This window comes from Blastococcus sp. SYSU DS0510, from assembly GCF_054050835.1.
The window spans coordinates 227,187-246,182 of the sequence record NZ_JBJHAC010000003.1 but is presented as its reverse complement, the minus strand read 5'-3'; the positions used below and the strand labels follow the sequence as shown (position 1 = coordinate 246,182).

Genomic DNA, 18,996 nt, shown 5'->3' with positions numbered 1-18,996 from the left:
GGGCCCGGCACCAGGACCGGTCCGAGCGGAGCCAGGTGCGAGGAGGGCGGCAGAAGGACCGCGTTCTCCTCACCCCTCGCGAGCTCGGGGCGAGCCTCGGAACGGGGCCGTCAGCCGAAGCGGCCGGAGATGTAGTCCTCGGTCGCCTTCTGGTCGGGGTTGCTGAAGATCTTCTCGGTGGGGTTGAACTCGATCAGCCGGCCGGGCTGCCCCACGCCGTTGAGGTTGAAGAAGCCGGTCTGCTCGCTGACGCGGGCCGCCTGCTGCATGTTGTGCGTGACGATGACGATGGTGAACCGCTCCTTGAGCTGCTCCATCAGGTCCTCGATGGCGAGCGTGGAGATCGGGTCCAGGGCCGAGCAGGGCTCGTCCATCAGCAGCACGTCGGGCTCGACGGCGATGGCGCGGGCGATGCAGAGCCGCTGCTGCTGACCGCCGGAGAGGCCCGACCCGGGGCGGTCGAGGCGGTCCTTGACCTCGTTCCAGAGGTTCGCCCCCTTGAGCGAGCGCTCCACCAGGTCGTCGAGCTCGGCCTTCTTCATCTTCGTGCTGTTCAGGCGCAGCCCGGCCGCGACGTTCTCGTAGATCGACATCGTCGGGAACGGGTTCGGCCGCTGGAAGACCATGCCGACCTGCCGGCGCACCGACACCGGGTCGGTGTCGGCGCCGTACAGGTCCTGGCCGTCCATGACGACCTTGCCCTCGACGCGCGCGCCGGGGATGACCTCGTGCATGCGGTTCAGCGTCCGCAGGAACGTGGACTTGCCGCAGCCCGACGGGCCGATCAGCGCGGTGACGCTGCGGGGTTCGATGGAGACGTTGACCCCTTCGACCGCCAGGAAGCTGCCGTAGTAGATGTTGAGGTCGGAGACGTCGATGCGCTTGGCCACGGGGGTTTCCTCCGGGTCGGTCCGGTCAGCGACCGGTCTTGGGGGCGAAGAAGCGGCTGATCAGGCGGGCGACGACGTTCAGACCCATCACCAGCATGATGAGCAGGAGCGCTGCCGTCCAGGCCCGGTCGATGGCGAACTCCGGCGGCACCCCGGGCTGGGTGAGCTGGTAGTAGGCGTAGACGGGCAGCGTCGCCATGCGCCCGTCGAACGGGTCGAAGTTGGTGGCGTTGGTGATGCCGACGGTGATCAGCAGCGGGGCGGTCTCACCGATGACGCGGGCGATGGCCAGCGTGACGCCGGTGCCGATGCCGGCGATCGCCGTCGGGATGACCACCTTGGTGATGGTCCGCCACTTGGGGACGCCGAGGGCGTAGGAGGCCTCGCGCAGCTCGTTCGGGACCAGCTTGAGCACCTCCTCGGCCGAGCGGACGACCACCGGGATCATCAGCACCGACAGTGCGATCGCGCCCATGATGCCCAGCCGGATGCCGGGGCCGAAGATGAGCACGAAGAGCGCGTAGGCGAACAGGCCGGCGACGATCGACGGGATGCCGGTCATGACGTCGACGAAGAAGGTGATGGCGCGCTTCAGGCGCCCCTGCGCGTACTCGGTCAGGTAGATCGCCGTCATCAGGCCGATGGGCACCGAGAGCAGCGTGGTGAGCAGCGTGATGATGAGCGTGCCCATCAGCGCGTGGTAGGCGCCACCGCCCTCACCGATGATGCCCTGCAGCGACGCTCCGAAGAACTCGCCGTCGAGGCGCTCGATGCCCCGGCTGACGACCTCCCAGATCAGGGCGACCAGCGGCACCATCGCGATGCCGAACGCGGCGGTCACCAGCGAGGTGACCAGCCGGTCGGTGGCGGTCCGCCGGCCCTCGGTCACCCGGGAGACGACGTAGACCGCGACCGTCCCCAGCACCACCGCGTAGATCACGAAGAGCACGATGGTGAAGCCCGTCAGGGCGCTCAGCACGGCGGCGACCGCCACCCCGGCGGCGAACACGGCCAGCGGGACCCAGCGCGGCAGCGAGCCGTCCTGCCGCTGCTGCGGCCGGGTGGGCGCGGAGGACCCGGTCGTGGGGGTGGGCGTCTGGACGCTCATCAGTTGGCTCCGGAGAAGTCGGCGCGGCGGTTGACGATCCAGCGCGCCAGCATGTTCACCGCGAGCGTGATGACGAAGAGCGCGAGGCCGCTGGCGATCAGCGTGTTGACGTCGATACCGGTGGACTCGGGGAAGTCGAGGGCGATGTTGGCCGCGATGGTGGCCGGGTTCGCGCTGCTGATCAGGTTGAAGGTGATGCCCCCGGAGACCGACAGGATGATCGCGACGGCCATCGTCTCGCCGAGCGCGCGCCCCAGGCCGAGCATGGCGCCACCGATGATGCCGCTCTTGCCGTAGGGGATCACCGCCATCTTGATCATCTCCCAGCGGGTGGCGCCCAGCGCCAGCGCGGCCTCCTTGTGCAGCGTCGGCACCTGGCGGAAGACCTCGCGGGAGATGGCGCTGATGATCGGCAGGATCATGATCGCGAGCACGAGTCCGACGGTGAGCATCGTCCGGCCGGTGGAGGACGTCGGCCCGGCGAACAGCGGGATGAACCCGAGGTTCTCCTCGAGCCAGCGGTAGAACGGGACGAGCTTGGGGGCCAGCCAGAAGATGCCCCAGAAGCCGTAGACGATGCTGGGGATGGCGGCGAGCAGGTCGACCACGTAGCCCAGCCCCTGGGCCATCCGGCGCGGTGCGTAGTGCGTGATGAACAGGGCGATCGCCACGGCCAGGGGCGTGGCGACCACCAGCGCGATGACCGCCGAGAGCAGGGTGCCGAAGAGCAGCGGGGCGATGTAGCCGAGCAGCCCCTCGTCGCCGGGGATCTCCTCGGCCGGAGCGGTGAACGCCGGCAGCGCCTCGGCCATCAGGAAGGCCGCGACGCCGGCGAGGATGACGAGGATCAGGATGCCCGCGCCCTTGGCGGTGCCCGCGAAGATGCGGTCGCCCGGCCTGCTCGGTGGCTTGGTCGTGCTCTGGTCGAACGGCGTCCGGGTGGCTGTCACCGCTGCTCCGTGGGGTGTGGGCGATCTGGTGCTGGGGACTTCCTACCCGTCGCCGGGCGGCGCAACGGCCCGGGGCGTCGGACGACGCCCCGGGCCGGTGCCAGGTGGTGCGGGATCACCAGGGCTCAGGTCACCCGGCGACGGTGATCGCGTCGATGGCACCCATGTTCTGCTCGCGCAGCCCGTCGGAGATCGGAGCGGACCCGGCGGCCTCGGCCGCGGCCTGCTGGCCCTCCTCGCTGGTGACGTAGGTGAGGAAGTCCTTCACCAGGTCGGCGGTCTCCTGGTCCTCGTACTCGACACAACCGATGTGGTAGCTGACCAGCACGATCGGGTAGTTGCCCGACTCGGTGGTATCGCGGGCCAGGTCGATCGCGTAGCTGTACTCCGGTCGGTTGGCGTCGTCCACCTGCTCGGAGTTCTCCACGACCGCGGCCGCGGCCTCGGCCGAGGGCGGGACGAACTCCTCGCCGACACCGACGTTGGCGACACCGAGGTCGCCGGCCTGGCTCAGGTCGGCGTAGCCGATGGCGCCGTTGCCGGCCTCGACCGCGCTGACCACGCCCGAGGTGCCCTGCGCGGCCTCGCCACCGGCGACCGGCCAGTCACCGCTGGCCTCGTGCGGCCAGGCGTCGCCCGCGGCGGCGGCCAGGTACTCGGTGAAGTTCTCCGTGGTGCCCGACTCGTCGGACCGGTTGACCGGCGTGATCGCCAGGTCCGGCAGCGTGGCGTCGGGGTTGGCCTCGGCGATCGCCGGGTCGTTCCAGTTCGTGATCTGCTGGTTGAAGATCCCGGCGATCACGGCCGGGGGGAGGTTCAGCTCGTCGACGCCCTCGAGGTTGTAGACGACCGCGATCGGCGCGATGTAGTTGACCAGCTCGAAGATGCCGGAGGGGCCGCAGCGCTCCTCGGCCTGGGCGAGCTCCTCCTCGTCGAGGTAGGCATCCGAGCCGGCGAAGTCGGTGCCGCCGGCGAGGAACTGCTCGCGGCCGCCGCCGGAGCCGACCGGGTCGTAGTTGACGGTGACGTCGGGCTGGACGCTCGAGTAGCCGGCGGTCCACCCCTGCATGGCGGCCTGCTGGGCACTGGAGCCGGCCCCTACCAGCGTGCCGCTCAGTTCGGAGCTGGAGCCGGTGCCGGTGTCGCTGCTGCTGCTCGCCGTCTCGTTGGAGGCGCCGCAGGCGGCGAGCGCGAGGGTGCTGGCGAGCGCAACGGAGAGCGTGGTGGCGCGCGTCTTGGTGCTGAGCTTCAACTCAGGGCCTCTCAGGTTCGCCCGGACCGATTCCGAGCAGCGTGGGACCGACGAGAGGGACGGTAGGGAGCCCAGGTGGCGGCATGGCCCAGTCGAGGTGAACGGACGGTGAACGACCGCCGAGGACTCGGATGATCATGCGTGGTACGCGTCACGCCGGGTGACGATGCGGAGTTGCGACCTCGCCGGGACGGGCCTGGCGGACCCAGGCCACGTCCACGGAGTACCGGGAGAAGCCCCGGCCCTCGTACAGCCGCACCGCCGTCGTGTTGTCCTCCTCCACGTAGAGGAGCACCTCGCCCAGGCCCTGCCCGCGCAGGTGCGCGAGCCCCAGGTCGGTGAGCGCGCGCCCCAGCCGCAGCCCCTGGGCGGCGGGGTCGACGCCCAGCACGTAGACCTCCCCGACCGGGGCGGGTCCGGCGGCACCGGCCGGGTGGACCTTGGTCCAGTGGAAGCCGAGCAGCTCGCCGCCGGGCCCCGGCTCGCCGCGCCAGGCCATCAGGAACCCGGCCGGGTCGAACCACGGCTCGGCCTCGCGGCGCTCGAGGTCGGCACGGGTCATCCGCCCCTGCTCCGGGTGCCAGTCGAAGGCGCGCGCGTTGACCCGCAGCCACGCCTCCTCGTCCCGCCCGGGCACGAACGGCACCACGCGGACGTCGCCGGGCAGCTCGGGACGCGGGTCGGGGTCGACGCCGGCCAGGTCGCGCCGCAGCTGCAGCAGGACGCGCGCCCGTCGGAACCCGTGGGGGGTCAGCAGCTCGGCCGACCCGGGCAGGTCCCCGTGCGCCCAGATGCTCAGCGGCCGGTCGCCGGCGGCGTCGAGGAGGCGCCGCAGCAGCGCGGTGCCGTGGCCGCGGCGGCGGAGCGCCGGGTGCACCACCAGCTCGGCGGCGCCGTCGTCGAGCCGGGCGTAGCCGGCCAGCGCGCCGTCCGCGTCGCGGACGGTGAGGTCCTGCCCGCCCGGCGAGCCGTGCCGGAGGCGCAGCTCGGCCTCCTCGGACACCGGGCGCACGCCGTCGGCGGCGCCGGCGGCGCGGATCAGGTCCAGGACGCCGGCGAGGTCGGGTTCGTGCATCACCCGGCCATCAGACCAGTTCGGCGCCCGCCTGGTCGTCGGCGGTGGCCGCGCGGTCCTCGGCGGCCGCGCGGGCGGTCGCGTCCGCCACCTGCTGGTCGAGCTTGTAGCCGACGTTGCGCACGGTGCCGATCAGCGCCTCGTGCTCGGTGCCGAGCTTGGCCCGCAGCCGGCGCACGTGGACGTCGACGGTGCGGGTGCCGCCGAAGTAGTCGTAGCCCCAGATCTCCTGCAGGAGCTGCGCCCGGGAGAAGACCCGGCCCGGGTGCTGGGCCAGGTACTTCAGCAGCTCGAACTCCTTGTAGGTGAGGTCGAGCGGGCGGCCGCGCAGCTTGGCGCTGTAGCTGTGCTCGTCGATCACCAGCTCGCCGGCCTGGGTGAGCCCGCCGTCGCCGCCGTCGGCGGGGGTCGCGGCGGCCAGGCGCCGGGCGGTGGCCCACTTCAGCCGGGCGTCGACCTCGGCGGGGCCGGCGGTGTCCAGCAGCACGTCGTCGACGCCCCAGTCCGCCGACAGCGCGACCAGGCCACCCTCGGAGAGGACGGCGACCAGGGCCGCCGCCACGCCGGTCGAGGAGAGCAGCCCGCAGAGGGTGCGCGCCTGGATGAGGTCGTACCGGGCGTCGACGAGGACGACGTCGCCGGAGTCACCGTCGAGCAGGCTGGAGAGCTCGGGGGCCACGACGCGGACCTGGTGGCCGAGCAGGCCCAGGGCGGGCAGGACCTCGGTGGTCGCCTGGCGGGCGGAGGTCATGAGCACGAGTCGCATGGCGTCTCCTCAGGGGTCCGGGGCCGACGGGTGCCGACCGGACCTGCGACAACGCTGTCGAGGTGAGAGGGCAGGATAGCGGACCTGCGGGCCCGACCCACGTTCCCACCGGGACACGGCCGGTCGAGGTGCGCCCCCGCGACGCGTGCGGCCGCCCCGGGATGGTCGTCCCGGCCGCTGCTCCCGGGCACCGGCTCGTCGAGCGGATCGGACGCCGGGCTTCTGAGACGATCGGTCGGTGAGCTCCACCGCCGTCCCGTCGACGACGCCGGCCCGCCCGCACCACGTGCCGGCCGCGGGCCTCGCCGTCGTGGCGGCGGGGCTGCTCGCCGGGCTCCCCGTGGTGCTCCGCGACGTCGGGACGCTGGCCGCCGTCCTCGTGCTCCAGCTGGCGCTGGTGCTCTCCTGGGTGCTCGCCACCGGGATGCAGGGCTTCGGGGCGTCGCTGGCCGTCGGCACCGCCGCCGCCGTGGCCACGGACCTCGCGCTGGTGCTGCCCGAGGACCCGGTGCTCGGCGGCCTGCTGGCCGTGCTCGGCGTCGGCTTCCTCGCCGCCGTGCTGCAGCAGATGGTGCGCACCCCGCGGGACGCCCTGGTCGACTCGCTGGCGGGCTCCGCCGTCCTGCTGACCGCCGTCGGCGCGCTGGCCGCTCTGCTCCTGCTGGGCCGGGCCGACGACGGCGGCCTGGCCACCGCCGCGCTGGTCGCCGGCGTCGCGCTCGTCGTCGGCCATCTCGTCGACCAGGTGCTGCCGCGGCCCCAGCTCGCTCCCGGCGTCCCCCGCGGGCTGCTCGGCGTCGTGCTCGCCGTCCTGGCGGGCGCGGCGACGGCGTGGGCCCTCCGCGACCTGGCCGGGCTGGGCGCGCTGCGTGCCCCGGCGGTCGGTGCCGTCGTCGCCGGGGTGGTGGCCCTGGTGGCGGTGGCCGGGAGCTACCTCGCCGTCGAGACGACGACCGAGGGGGAGGTCGAGGCGTTGTCGCCGTGGGCGCCCACCGTGGTGCAGGTCGTGCTGCCCTTCGCCGCCTGCGCGCCGGTGGCCCTCGCGCTCCTGACCGTCCTGTGAAGGTCCTCGCCGTCCTGCTCGTGCTGGTGGTCGCCGCGGGGATCGTCCTCGACCGCGTCGCCGAGAACATCGCCGAGGGCCAGGTGGCCGACGAGCTGGCGAGCCAGGGGGCGCTGGCCGGCGCGCCGGAGGTGGAGGTCGGCGGCTTCCCCTTCCTCACCCAGGCCGTCGGCGGGCGCTACGAGGAGATCCGCATCTCGCTGACCGCCGACGAGCTGGGGCAGCCCGAGGGGACCCGCGCCGATGTCACCCTCCGCGGGGTGCACGTGGCCCTCTCCGCGCTGCGGGCGGGCACCGTGGAAGAGGTGCCGGTCGAGCGCATCGAGGGCACCGCGACGCTCTCCTACGCACTCCTGGCCCGCGAGCTCGGCGGCGACACCGTCCTCGAGCGGGAGGGCGACGGGCTGCGGATCACCCGCACGGTCGAGGCGCTGGGCCGCAGCCTGCCGCTCACCGCCGCCGGCACCGTCTCGCTCGACGGGGACGAGCTCGTGATCGACGTGGATCGGGCGTCCGGGGTCGGCGTCGACCTGCCCGGCGTCCTCGTCGACCGGGCCACCGACCTGCTCGACCTGCGCTACCCGGTCGAGCTCCCCTACGGGCTGCGGCTCACGGACGTGACCCCGCGGGAGGGCGGCGTCGCGGTGCGCGCGGTCGCCGAGGACGCGGTCATCGGCCCGGAATAGCGCTGCGGCCGGGCCGGGTTGTGCCCTCCGGGACGCGAGGAGGACGTGTGGAGACGACAGCGGTGTTCGACCGGCTGGGTGTGCGCCCGGCCGAGGCGGAGCTGACCGTCGTCCAGTTCTCCACCGCCTTCTGCGGGCCGTGCCGCGCCACCCGTGCCCGGCTGGCGCGGCTGGCCGCGACCCGGCCCGGGCTGGCCACCGTCCACGTCGACGCGGAGAGCCACCTGGACGCCGTCCGGGAGCTGGGGGTCCGGCGGACGCCGACGCTCTTCTACCTGGACCGGGACGGGCGGCTGCTCGGCCGCCGCAGCGGTGCGCCGCAGCCGGAGGAGCTCCTCGCCCTGGTGGAGGCACACGTGGGTGGGCCGACGGGCCGGTCGTCGTGATCGGCTACCCTCGCGCCGTGGGCATCCTGCTGACCTCGCGCCGCACAGTCGACCTGTGCCGCGTCGGCAGCTGCCTGTGTCCCGCCCTCTGAGGGCGGCACTGCGCCGTCCAGACGCGCCCTCCGCGCCGTCGGGATGCCCCCTCTCCCGCTGATTCAGCGCTGCGAGCGATCCGCGTCGTCCCGCACCACCCGACCGACCGACCGCACACACCGATCATCCGGAGGACCACCACCATGAGCCGCAACGACGTGCTCGTCACCGTCGACTGGGTCCAGGAGCACCTGGGCCAGCCCGGCCTCGTCCTCGTCGAGGTCGACGAGGACACCACCGCCTACGACGGCGGCCACATCGAGGGCGCCGTCAAGCTGGACTGGAAGAAGGACCTCCAGGACCCGCTGCGCCGCGACTACCTCGACAAGGGCGCCTTCGAGGGGCTGCTGTCCAGCCGCGGCATCGCCAACGAGGACACGGTCGTCCTCTACGGCGGCAACAACAACTGGTTCGCCGCCTACGCCTACTGGTACTTCAAGATCTACGGCCACTCCGACGTCAAGCTGATGGACGGCGGCCGCAAGAAGTGGGAGCTGGACGGCCGCCCGCTCTCCAAGGACGCCGTGCAGCGCCCGGAGACGCAGTACAAGGCGTCCGAGCCGGACCTGTCGATCCGCGCGTTCCGCGACGAGGTCGTGGCCTCCATCGGTTCGAAGAACATCGTCGACGTGCGCTCGCCCGACGAGTTCTCCGGCAAGATCCTCGCCCCCGCCCACCTGCCGCAGGAGCAGTCGCAGCGGGCCGGCCACGTGCCCACGGCGATCAACATCCCCTGGAGCAAGGCGGCCAACGAGGACGGCACCTTCAAGTCCGACGAGGAGCTCGCCAAGCTCTACGCCGAGCAGGGCTACGACGAGAGCAAGCCGACCATCGCCTACTGCCGCATCGGCGAGCGCTCGAGCCACACCTGGTTCGTGCTGCGCGAGCTGCTCGGCAAGACCGACGTCAAGAACTACGACGGCAGCTGGGTGGAGTACGGCTCGCTCGTCGGCGTCCCGATCGAGAAGTGAGCTGACATGTGCGGAGCGCCGAAGCAGGGCGGCACCCTGGACGGGATCGACCTGAGCACCCAGACGGTCATCCAGGGCTCGGTGTGGCACGACGGTGCGCCGGTGGCCGGGGCCTACGTCCGGCTGCTGGACGCCACCGACGAGTTCACCGCCGAGGTGGTCACCAGCCCGGAGGGTGAGTTCCGGTTCTTCGCCGCGCCGGGGCCGTGGAAGCTGCGTGCCCTGGCCGCGGTCGGCAAGGGGGAGCGCGTGCTCTCCGCCGACGTCGGGCTGAACGAGACCACGGTCGCCCTCGGTTGAGGAACCCCGTCCCCCTGACCGCTCGCGAGCTCGCGGCGAGCCTCTGAACGGGGCCGGAAGAACACCGCAGCGCCCGTCCCGGTACGCCGGGGCGGGCGCTGCGGCGTCTCAGGAGACGCCCGGGGGTAGCCGGCGAGGACCGGCCTCGACCGGCCGCGGCCGGTCCTCGGGGAAGGCGCGCACCGCCACGATGGCGACGTCGTCGGCGCCTGCGTCGGGCACCAGCCGGCCGAGGACGACGTCCAGCAGCTGCTCCAGCGGCATGCCGCCCAGGTCCCGCAGCGCCTCCCGCAGCCGCTCCAGACCCTCGTCGAGGTCGATGTCGCGCCGTTCCACCAGCCCGTCGGTGACCAGCAAAAGGGTGTGCCCGTCGGGCAGTTCGGCGGTCTGGTCGCTGCGCGGCGCGTCGGGGTCGATCCCGAGCATCAGCTCGGGGCGGCTGGTGAGCAGCGTGCTCGTGCCGTCGGGCGCCACCAGCACCGGGGGCAGGTGCCCGGCGTTGCTCCACCGCAGCAGCCGCCGTCCGGCGACGGGGTCCGCGGGGTGCCGCTCGATGCGCGCCAGGACCGCCGTGGCCAGGGTGGAGACCGCCAGCCCGCGGGCGGCGTGCTCCACCCGGGTGAGGGTGGTCGCCGGGCCGCCCTCGGCGGCGTACGCCAGGGCCCGCAGCAGCCCGCGGAGCTGTCCCATGGCCGCGGCCGCGCTGCTGTCGTGGCCGACGACGTCGCCGATGACCAGCATCGTGGCCCCGTCCGGCTGCAGGAAGGCGTCGTACCAGTCGCCCCCCACCTGCGCCTCGTGCGCCGCGGGCCGGTAGCGGACGGCGATCTGCAGGTGGTCGGGCTCGGGTGGCGGCGTGAGCAGGGACTGCTGCAACCGGTCGGAGAGCGCGCGGTCGGCCGCGGCGCGGGCGGCCAGCGCCTCGAGCTCCGCGGCCTGCCGCTGGGCGGCCAGCCGGTCGGTGAGGTCGCGGAAGGAGACCACCACGCCGGTGAGCTCCCCGCCCTCCACGGTGGGCACGACCACCATCTCCACCGGGATCGGCGTGCCGTCGCTGCGCCACAGCGTCTCGTGGTCGGCGACGACGGTGCGGCCGGTGCGCAGCGCCTGCCAGACCGGGCACTCCTCGCGGGGGTAGGGGCTCCCGTCGGGGCGCCGGCTGTGGATCATGGCGTGCTGGTCGCGGCCGAGCTGCTCGCCGGGGCGGTAGCCGGTGAGGCGGGCCGCGGCGGGGTTGAGGAACTCGACCCGGCCGTCGGCGTCGAGGCCGTAGATGCCGTCGGCGACGTTGGCCAGCACGCGCTCGGTGATGGCCAGGGCGCGGGTCAGCTTGGCCTCGGTCTCCCGCAGGACCTCCAGGTCCTGCGCCCGGGCGGTGGCGACCTGGCGCAGCGTGGTGGCCTCGGCGCCGGCCGCCCGCGCCTCGGCGGTGAGCCGCTCGTTCTCCAGCCGCTCGGTGACGTCCAGCCCGGTGACGAGCAGGTACTCCTCCTGCGTGCCCTCGCTGACCAGCTGCAGGGTCAGGTCGGCGACCCGCCGCCGGCCGTCGGCGAGGAAGAAGTCCGTGGCCGCGCGCACCGGCTCGCCGCCGGCGGCCACCTGCAGGCACCAGGCGGTCATCCGGGCGCGGGCGTCCTCGTCACCGGCCCACCAGCCGACGTCCCACAGTGGCCGGCCGAGCTGCTCGCGGCGGTCGAAGCCGCAGTCCTCCAGGGCCAGCCGGTTGGCGGTGAGCAACCTACCGCCGGTGTCGCAGACCGCGGCGAGCAGCAGCGAGGAGTCCTGCAGCACCGAGAACCACGAGGGCGCCCCGGGCAACGCCTCCTCGCCCGGTATCGGCGCCGCGCTGCGGCCGGCCTGGCCCATCTGGATGTCCGCTCCTCCCCGCTGGTGCCCCGCGTGCGCAGGGCCGGTCCAGCCTGCCGTACGACCCTCCCGGGCCACCAGCGACCCGGCCTGTCGCGTCGGCCTCACCCCCGGCCACCGGGGTGCGCGCACGACGGCGCCCGCCCCGGCGGGGAGCCGGAGCGGGCGCCTGAGGTGCGAGGGCTCAGCCGCAGAGCCCCTCGGGGATCGAGGTCACGCACCGGTTCTTGTCGAAGTCGACGTCCCCGGTCTCGTCCCAGTTGATGTCGGCCGGCTGGTTGCCCTTGGCCTTGTTGCGCTCGACCTCACCGCTGACGTCGAACGGCGCGAGCCCCGGCACGGAGCCGCTGGAGAGGACGACGATGCCGCCCTGGAGCGCGCTGTCCGCCGCCGCCGGGACGTTGTCGTAGACCTGGTTCTGCCTGACCCGGAAGTCCTGGGCACCGACGAGCGCGATCCCGGCGCCGCTGAGGGTGGGCGCACCCTGTTCGCCGCCCTCGCCCGGGCACAGCTTGTTGTTCGCGGACATCTCGTTCTTCCGCAGCTCCCAGTCGGTGACCGGCCCGGGGGCACCGGCGAGCAGCAGGGTGCCGACGCAGTTGCCGACGCCGACGTTGCCCTGCATCTTGCCGACGCTGGCGTTCCGGAAGAAGAAGCCCATCATGTTGTCCGCCGAGTAGTTCCCGTGGACGTGGGCGTCGGCGTCCGGGCTGTCGCCGATGTAGAAGCCTGCCTCGGCGTTCCCGGTGGCCTTGTTGCCGTGGAAGGTGGTGCCCTCGGTGGCGAAGCTGGCGGCGCCGTACCCGCCGTTGTCGGTGAACTTGCTGTCGCTCACCTTCAGGTCTTCGGTGGCGACGGCGATCAGCCCGTCGCCGGCCGCGCCGGTGACGGTGACGCCGCGGACGCTGACCCCGCTCACCCGGTCGCCGGCCTCGAAGGTCTCGAGGTCGATCTCGCCGAGGATGCAGATGCCGGACACGCGGTCGGTCTCGGGGCCCTCCAGGGTGTCGCAGGCGGTCGGTGCCGCCCCGGCGGGCGCGATGACCACGCGGTGGCCGATCAGCGTGATGCCGTCCTTCTGGATCGTGACGGACTCGTGGTACGTGCCGGGTGGGATGCGGATCGTGTCACCCGGTTTCGCGGCGTCCACCGCGGCCTGGATGCTGAAGCCGGCGTGCGGGTGGCCGGGCTTCTTCCCGCCGTCCGCGGCCGCCGGTCCGGCTACGCCGACAGCGACCAGGGCGGTGGCGGACGCCACCGCCAGGAGTCGTGCTCTACCGATGTGCATGGGTGCTCCCCGGTTCCGGACGGCGGCCCCCGGTGGGCGGACGTCGTTATCCGCCGCGCGTCGCCCTGAGGGGGGCAGCCTCCGCCCGGCCCCTGGAGGCGCGGAACCCCCGATTTCGGGGGGTTCCGTCAGAGCCCGGGGCCGGGGGTCGGTTCCGCCATCGCGCGGCCGGACCAGCGCTCGGTGTCCAGCGCCGGACCCGCTCCCCTGGGCGGAGGTGGTCGCGGCGACCGCCGGCCGCGCCCCGGCGGCCGTCTGAGGCCGGGCCGCGGCGTCGTCACTACGGTGGTCGCCATGGTCTCTGCCTGGCTCCTGGTCACCTTGACGGCGTCGTCCGCCGCGGCGCTCGGCTACGGCGCCGTCCGGCTCTCCCGCGGCCCGAAGGCGGGCCGGCGGTGACCGCCCCCACCGAGCTGCCGGTGCCCGACACCGCCGACGTCCGCAGCGGGCCGGAGGTGTCGGAGGCAATCCTCTCCGTGCTCCCCCTCCTCGGGGAGTGGCACGGCGAGGGCCAGGCGGCCGGGACCGGCGGCGACCACCGGTTCGGCCAGTGGGTCCGCTTCGCCCACGACGGCCGGGGCTTCCTCGCCTACGAGTCCCGCACCTGGCGGCTCACCGACGACGGGAGGATCGTGGGCCCGGACGTCCGGGAGACCGGCTTCTGGCGGCCCCGCGGCGGCGACGAGGTCGAGCTGCTCGTGGCCAGCCCTGACGGGCTCGTGGAGATCTACGTCGGCACCGCGCGCACGACCACGAGCTGGGAGCTGACCAGCGACGTGCTGGCCCGGACGCCGGACGCCCCGGAGGTCACCCGCGCGGTGCGGCTCTACGGCATCGTCGAGGGCGCCCTCATGTACGCCATCGACCGCGCCGTGGGGGAGCAGCCGCCGCGCCCGGTGATGTCGGCCCGACTGGAGCGCATCCGGTGACCACCCCGCCCGCCACCCCGCGCGAGGTCGCCGACCGCTACGTCGACGCCGTCTGCGACCTGGACCCGATCGTCGCGACCTCCCTGGGTGCCCGCCCCGGGGACGACCGGCTCCCCGACGTGAGCCCGGCCGGGCTCGAGGCCGAGGCGGCCCTCGCCCGCGCCACCCTGACCGAGCTCGACCGGGTGCAGGCGGCCGCCCCCGCGCTCGACGACGACCCGGTGGAGCGCCGCTGCGCCCGCCTCCTGCGGGAGCGGCTCGGCGCCGAGCTCGCCGTCCACGAGGCCGGCGAGGGGTTCCGGTCGCTCAACAACCTGTTCAGCCCGCTGCACTCGATCCGCCAGGTGTTCATGCTCATGCCGGCGGCGACGGAGGAGGACTGGTCCGTCCTCGCCCGCCGGCTGGCCCGCGTGCCGGAGGCATACCGGGGCTACCGGGAGACGCTGGCCGAGGGGGCGCGCCGGGGGCTGCTCGTCGCCCCGCGGCAGGTGCGCACCGTGCTCGCCCAGCTCGACGAGTGGTCCAGCGGCCCGTTCTTCGCCTCGTTCGTCGCCACCGGCCCCGAGGCGCTGCGGAACGAGCTGGCGTCGGCCGCGCGCGCCGCGGACGAGGCGGTCGTCGAGGTCCGCGACTTCCTGCGGGACGAGTACGCCCCTCGCACCGAGGGGACACCGGACGCCGTCGGGCGGGACCGCTACGCCGTGGCCGCGCGCCGCTGGACCGGATCGGACCTCGGCGCCGGCCGCGGGCTGGAGGAGGCCTACGCCTGGGGCTGGGCCGAGCACCGCCGGATCCTGGCCGAGCAGCGCGTCGAGGCCGACCGGGTGCACGAGGGCGCGACGCCGCTGGAGGCGATGCGCCGGCTGTCGCTCGAGGGCCCCGCGGTCGAGGGCGTGGCGGCGATCCGCGAGCGGCTGCAGCAGATGATGGACGAGGCGATCGCGGCGCTGGACGGCACGCACTTCGACCTCGCCGAGCCGGTGAAGCGGGTGGAGGCGATGATCGCCCCGCCGGGGAGCGCCGCCGCGCCGTACTACACCCGTCCCGCCCAGGACTTCTCCCGGCCGGGCCGGACCTGGCTGCCCACGCTGGGCCGCACCCGGTTCCCGCTCTGGGACCTCGTGTCGATCTGGTACCACGAGGGCGTCCCCGGCCACCATCTGCAGCTCGCGCAGTGGGTGCACGTGTCCGGGCAGCTGTCGACCTACCAGACGTCGTTGGGCTCGGTGGGTGCGAACGTCGAGGGGTGGGCGCTCTACGCCGAGCGGCTGATGGACGAGCTCGGGTACTTCGGCGACCCCGGCGAGCGGCTCGGGTTCCTCGACGCCCAGCAGCTGCGCTCGGTGCGCGTGGTCATCGACATCGGCATGCACCTGGGCCTGCCCGTCCCCGACGACGCCGATGGCGTGCTGGCCGAGCACCGCGGCCGGCCGTGGACCCCCGAGCTCGCCCGCGCGTTCCTGGGCGAGCACTCCGGTGCGGACGTCGCCTTCCTGGACAGCGAGCTGGTGCGCTACCTCGGCCTGCCGGGGCAGGCGATCAGCTACAAGCTCGGCGAGCGGGCCTGGCGGGACGGTCGGGCCGCGGCGCAGCGCGCCCGGGGTGCCGGCTTCGACCTCAAGGCCTGGCACATGGCCGCCCTCTCGCAGGGGTCGCTGGGGCTGGACGACCTCGAGGGCGAGCTGGCGCTGCTCTAGTCGCGCCGCGGCAGGGGGTTGACCGGGTCGTCGGCGTGACCGACCCGGTCCTCCGCCGCGCTCGGCAGGGCCTCCAGCGCGGGTGCGGCCAGGAGCTCGGCGACGCAGGCGAGGCTGCCCCCGACGTAGGTGCTCATCAGGTCGATGTCGGTGGCGACCACCCAGGAGCGGTCGGCCGGCCACCACAGGTTGGCGCTCTGCTCGGAGGGCTCGGGCGCCAGGTTGCGCGCCGCGTCGGCGGCCCCGCCCCGCACCAGCACCGCGTCGCGCTGCCGGGGCAGCGGCAGGGTGGGTGCCCCGCGCAGCTCGGCGGCGTCGAACCCGAAGCCGGCCCACCGGCCCAGCAGGCAGTCGTCGGGGCTGCCGGTGTGGCAGGCGAGCACGGCCGCCATGCGCGCGGCGACGCCGGTGGGCAGGTGCCCCTCGGCGGGCGCGCCGTCCCAGTCGGGGGGCTGGCTGTCCTCGGTCAGGTACTCCCAGCCGCCGGTCACCGAGGGCCACTGCATCAGCGGGTGGGCGACGGTGCCGTTGAGCGCGGCGACGTCGGCCCAGGGCACCTCGACGTCGTCGTCCCCCTCGTACCGGTAGGCGGGGTGCAGCACGCGGGCGTAGGCCGGGAAGAGCGGCGGCACGAGCGCGGCCACGGTGCCCCAGCGGGCGCGGGCGACGGCCTCGGCGACCCAGGTGCCGGTGGAGACGTCGGTCTCGACGGGCAGACCGCCGAGCTGCACGAGCGCCTCCTGGGAACGGACAACCCCCGGGCTGCTCCGCGGCGCTCCCGGAGGAGCTGCACGCGGGCCGACTGGACAAATGTCGGCGGCCCGGGGGTCGGGTGACTGTCCGGTTCTCGCTCGCCGCCGTGCGACGGACGGGCGATCGTGCCGTCGTTCGGATTCCGGTCCGAACGGGCGGCCCATCTGGACGGCGGCTAGCGGACAGCCACCTCACGAGTCCTGTAGCTCAGCAAAGTTACGGACCACCTCCTCTCTCGTGTGCCACGACGGTACGACCGCGCGCGCGGGGGCGGCAACCGATTTCGTCTGCTGTGGGCGAACACGCTGGTGGGCGGACCCGGACCGGCGTGTCCGGGCCGGCGGGGTCAGTCGCCGGGCCCGAGCGTGCGCCCGGGCGGGCGGCTGCCCTGCCAGTCGGGGTCGTGCTCGGCCGCGTCGTCGACCGTCTCGTACCGGGGCCGCGGGCCGTCGTGGTCCCCGCCGTCCTCGGCGGCGTCCGTGGCGGTGCGCCCGGGAGGGGGGCTGCCCTCCCAGTCGGGGTCGTGCTCGGCCTCGTCGTCGACCGTCTCGTAGGCCGGGCGCGCGGCGTCGGCTCCGAGCTCGTCGGTGGCGGCGGAGGCGCCGGGCCCGGGCGGCGGGACGGCCCGGCCGTCCCCGACGTGCCGGGGCCGGTCGTCCACCGTGTCCCAGGCGTCGGGGATGCCGTCGCGGTCGACGTCGCTCATCTCGTGCAGGTACATCGCCTTGTAGCGGCGGTTGCGCACCCGGAGGATCACCGCGGCGAGCAGCGCCGCCAGCAGCGTGCCGAAGAGGATGCCGACCTTGGCGTGGTCGTAGGCCTCGCTCTCGGCCCCGTACGCCAGCTCGGTGATCAGCAGCGAGACGGTGAAGCCCATCCCGCCCAGCAGGGCGAGGCCCACGACGTCGGGCCAGCCGAGGTTCTCGTCCAGCTGCGCCCGGGTGAAGCGGGAGACCAGCCAGGTGGCGCCGGTGATGCCGATCGCCTTGCCGGCGACGAGCCCGAGCATGATCCCGATGGCGATGCTGTCGCCGAGCGACTCACCCAGGCCGGAGAGCCCGCCGATGGCGACACCGGCGGAGAAGAAGGCGAAGACCGGCACGGCGACGCCCGCCGACAGCGGGCGGATCCGGTGCTCGAAGTGCTCGGCCATGCCCGGTCCGGCCTCCGGCCCGCCGGCGGCGTCGCTGCGCACGACCGGGACGGTGAAGGCCAGGAGGACGCCCGCGACGGTGGCGTGCACCCCGGACTCGTGCACCAGCACCCAGGTGACGGCGGCGAGGGGCAGCAGCAGCCACCAGGACCGGATCCGCTTCTGCACCAGGAAGCCGAACAGCGCCAGCGGGATCAGCGACAGCAGCAGCGGCGTGGTGGCCAGCGAGGCGGTGTAGAAAATCGCGATGATCGTGATCGCCAGCAGGTCGTCGACGACGGCCAGCGTCAGCAGGAAGGTGCGCAGCGAGCTGGGCAGGTGGGTGCTGATGACCGCCAGGACGGCGAGCGCGAAGGCGATGTCGGTGGCCGAGGGGATGGCCCAGCCCGCGAGCGCCCCCTCGGGTCCGTTCAGGTTGAGCAGCACGAAGAACAGCGCGGGGACCACCATGCCACCGACCGCGGCCGCGATGGGGAGCGCCGCCCGGCGGGGCTCGCGCAGGTCGCCGGCGACGAACTCCCGCTTGAGCTCCAGCCCGGCGACGAAGAAGAAGATCGCCAGCAGGCCGTCGGCGGCCCAGGTGCCCAGCGTGAGGTCCAGGTGCAGCGACTCCGGCCCCACCCGGGTGTCACGGAGGGCCTCGTAGCTCTCCGCCCACGGGGAGTTCGCCCAGGTCAGCGCGATCGCCGCGCCCACCAGCAGCAGGGCCCCGCCGACGGTCTCCTTGCGGAGCACCGAGGCGACGCGCTGCGCCTCGGTCCAGGAGCCGCGTCCGAAGAGGCGGGTGGGGGCGGGTGTCGTCACGGGGCGGCTCCGGAGGGCAGGTTCGGGTCGGGACGCGCCCTCGACGGACGCGCTGCCGACCAGACTTCCCGGCGCACCAGGATCTCACGCTACCCGGCGAGCAGTCCCCTGATCATCGAGGAGAGGCCGGCGTCCCCGCGCCGGACGCCGTCGATGGTGTGCACCGGGGCCGCGCCCCGCACGCCGGAGAGCAGCCACACGGCGTCGGCGGCGTGGAGGTCCTCGACCGTGCCGGGGGTGGTGGCGGTGGGCCGGCCGGCCGCGCGGGCGGCGGCGAACAGCCGCGCCTGGGTGGTGCCGGCGAGGATGCCGCTCTCCACCGGCGGGGTGTGCAGGGTGCCGGAGGCGGCCCAGACGACGGTCGAGGTCGGCCCCTCCAGCACCCGCCCCTCCAGGCTGGTGAGCACGACGTCGTCGGCGCCGAGGTCGTGGGCGTGCCGCTGGGCGGCCATGTTGACCGCGTAGGAGAGCGTCTTCGCGCCGCCGAGCAGCCAGGGCGCACCGGCGCGGAAGTCGGCGGGCAGCCCGAGCCCGAGCGTCACCACCGCGATGCCCTCCACCCGCTGCCGCACCGTCTCCGGGGGCACCGGGGCGAGGAGGGCCAGCGCCGTGGGAGGGGCGCCGTCGCCGAGCCCGCGCGTGAGCAGGAGGCGGCAGACGCCCTCCTCGTCGGCCGGCCAGCCCGCCACCACGGCCGTCACCAGCGCCCGCCAGGCGGCGTCGCCGGGCTGGGTGAGCCCCAGCAGGGCGGCGGAGCGGGTGAACCGCGCCAGGTGGGCCTCCAGGTGCGGGGTGCGCCCGCCGACGACGGCCACCGACTCGAAGACGCCGTCCCCGCGGCCCAGGCCCAGGTCGAAGGCGGTCACGACCGGCTGGTCGGCGGGGACCCGCTCCGCCGCGCCGTCCCGCCAGACCGCCACCCTGCGTCGATCGCTCACGGGGGCAAGCCTGCCGTACGACCGGCAT

General features: G+C 74.2%; 18 protein-coding genes. 7 read left to right on the top strand and 11 right to left on the bottom strand.

Going from position 1 to position 18,996, the window contains the following annotated elements:
* Positions 1 to 110 precede the first annotated feature (110 nt).
* From pstB to ACI79P_RS04325, 6 genes are all read right to left on the bottom strand, one after another.
* On the bottom strand, positions 111 to 890 hold the full coding sequence (pstB, locus tag ACI79P_RS04350; protein ID WP_456579798.1) for a phosphate ABC transporter ATP-binding protein PstB: 780 nt from the start codon (positions 888 to 890) through the stop codon (positions 111 to 113).
* Positions 891 to 915: 25 nt separating this feature from the next.
* The gene (gene pstA, locus ACI79P_RS04345) at positions 916 to 1,998 is read right to left on the bottom strand and encodes a phosphate ABC transporter permease PstA (protein WP_456579797.1); all 1,083 of its coding nucleotides are present in this window, start codon (positions 1,996 to 1,998) and stop codon (positions 916 to 918) included.
* The gene (pstC, locus tag ACI79P_RS04340; RefSeq protein WP_456579796.1) at positions 1,998 to 2,948 is read right to left on the bottom strand and encodes a phosphate ABC transporter permease subunit PstC; all 951 of its coding nucleotides are present in this window, start codon (positions 2,946 to 2,948) and stop codon (positions 1,998 to 2,000) included. Before pstC ends, pstA begins: the two co-directional genes overlap by 1 nt.
* Positions 2,949 to 3,078: 130 nt before the next feature.
* Positions 3,079 to 4,200, bottom strand: coding sequence for a phosphate ABC transporter substrate-binding protein PstS (gene pstS, locus ACI79P_RS04335; protein ID WP_456579795.1), 1,122 nt, complete (start codon positions 4,198 to 4,200; stop codon positions 3,079 to 3,081).
* Positions 4,201 to 4,351: 151 nt separating this feature from the next.
* Positions 4,352 to 5,275 carry a mycothiol synthase gene (gene mshD, locus ACI79P_RS04330; protein ID WP_456579818.1) on the bottom strand — a complete coding sequence of 308 codons (924 nt, stop codon included), beginning with the start codon at positions 5,273 to 5,275 and terminating at the stop codon, positions 4,352 to 4,354.
* Between the two features lie 10 nt (positions 5,276 to 5,285).
* Positions 5,286 to 6,041: a winged helix-turn-helix transcriptional regulator gene (locus tag ACI79P_RS04325; RefSeq protein WP_456579794.1), complete on the bottom strand. Its 756-nt coding sequence runs from the start codon at positions 6,039 to 6,041 to the stop codon at positions 5,286 to 5,288.
* A 238-nt stretch (positions 6,042 to 6,279) separates the two neighbouring features.
* Between ACI79P_RS04325 and ACI79P_RS04320 the strand changes: the two genes are divergently transcribed.
* The 5 genes from ACI79P_RS04320 to ACI79P_RS04300 all read left to right on the top strand — a co-directional run bounded on the left by ACI79P_RS04320 (position 6,280) and on the right by ACI79P_RS04300 (position 9,540).
* Entirely contained in the window at positions 6,280 to 7,104 is an 825-nt protein-coding gene (locus ACI79P_RS04320) for a hypothetical protein (protein WP_456579793.1), read from the top strand.
* The gene (locus tag ACI79P_RS04315; protein ID WP_456579792.1) at positions 7,101 to 7,790 is read left to right on the top strand and encodes an LmeA family phospholipid-binding protein; all 690 of its coding nucleotides are present in this window, start codon (positions 7,101 to 7,103) and stop codon (positions 7,788 to 7,790) included. The genes ACI79P_RS04320 and ACI79P_RS04315 overlap by 4 nt, the downstream gene beginning before the upstream one ends.
* Before the next feature lie 47 nt (positions 7,791 to 7,837).
* On the top strand, positions 7,838 to 8,176 hold the full coding sequence (locus tag ACI79P_RS04310) for a thioredoxin family protein (RefSeq protein WP_456579791.1): 339 nt from the start codon (positions 7,838 to 7,840) through the stop codon (positions 8,174 to 8,176).
* A gap of 236 nt (positions 8,177 to 8,412) precedes the next feature.
* A complete protein-coding gene (locus ACI79P_RS04305; protein WP_456579790.1) occupies positions 8,413 to 9,240 on the top strand; it encodes a sulfurtransferase in 828 nt (275 codons plus the stop codon).
* A gap of 6 nt (positions 9,241 to 9,246) precedes the next feature.
* The gene (locus ACI79P_RS04300) at positions 9,247 to 9,540 is read left to right on the top strand and encodes a DUF1416 domain-containing protein (protein ID WP_456579789.1); all 294 of its coding nucleotides are present in this window, start codon (positions 9,247 to 9,249) and stop codon (positions 9,538 to 9,540) included.
* A gap of 108 nt (positions 9,541 to 9,648) precedes the next feature.
* Here ACI79P_RS04300 and ACI79P_RS04295 read toward each other — a convergent pair whose 3' ends face one another.
* A complete protein-coding gene (locus ACI79P_RS04295; RefSeq protein ID WP_456579788.1) occupies positions 9,649 to 11,406 on the bottom strand; it encodes a SpoIIE family protein phosphatase in 1,758 nt (585 codons plus the stop codon).
* 184 nt (positions 11,407 to 11,590) lie between these two features.
* The gene (locus ACI79P_RS04290; RefSeq protein WP_456579787.1) at positions 11,591 to 12,694 is read right to left on the bottom strand and encodes a right-handed parallel beta-helix repeat-containing protein; all 1,104 of its coding nucleotides are present in this window, start codon (positions 12,692 to 12,694) and stop codon (positions 11,591 to 11,593) included.
* 395 nt (positions 12,695 to 13,089) lie between these two features.
* On the opposite strand from ACI79P_RS04290, the gene ACI79P_RS04285 reads away from it, so the two are divergent.
* Both ACI79P_RS04285 and ACI79P_RS04280 read left to right on the top strand, forming a co-directional pair.
* Positions 13,090 to 13,623: an FABP family protein gene (locus tag ACI79P_RS04285; RefSeq protein WP_456579786.1), complete on the top strand. Its 534-nt coding sequence runs from the start codon at positions 13,090 to 13,092 to the stop codon at positions 13,621 to 13,623.
* The gene (locus tag ACI79P_RS04280; RefSeq protein WP_456579785.1) at positions 13,620 to 15,320 is read left to right on the top strand and encodes a DUF885 domain-containing protein; all 1,701 of its coding nucleotides are present in this window, start codon (positions 13,620 to 13,622) and stop codon (positions 15,318 to 15,320) included. The genes ACI79P_RS04285 and ACI79P_RS04280 overlap by 4 nt, the downstream gene beginning before the upstream one ends.
* Here ACI79P_RS04280 and ACI79P_RS04275 read toward each other — a convergent pair.
* The 3 genes from ACI79P_RS04275 to ACI79P_RS04265 form a co-directional block, all read right to left on the bottom strand.
* On the bottom strand, positions 15,317 to 16,051 hold the full coding sequence (locus tag ACI79P_RS04275) for a hypothetical protein (RefSeq protein WP_456579784.1): 735 nt from the start codon (positions 16,049 to 16,051) through the stop codon (positions 15,317 to 15,319). The genes ACI79P_RS04280 and ACI79P_RS04275 overlap by 4 nt on opposite strands.
* A 368-nt stretch (positions 16,052 to 16,419) precedes the next feature.
* Positions 16,420 to 18,030, bottom strand: a complete 1,611-nt coding sequence (gene nhaA / locus ACI79P_RS04270) for a Na+/H+ antiporter NhaA (protein WP_456579783.1) — start codon at positions 18,028 to 18,030, stop codon at positions 16,420 to 16,422.
* A gap of 89 nt (positions 18,031 to 18,119) precedes the next feature.
* Complete coding sequence (locus tag ACI79P_RS04265; protein WP_456579782.1) at positions 18,120 to 18,968, bottom strand: aminotransferase class IV; 849 nt, start codon at positions 18,966 to 18,968, stop codon at positions 18,120 to 18,122.
* Positions 18,969 to 18,996 lie beyond the last annotated feature (28 nt).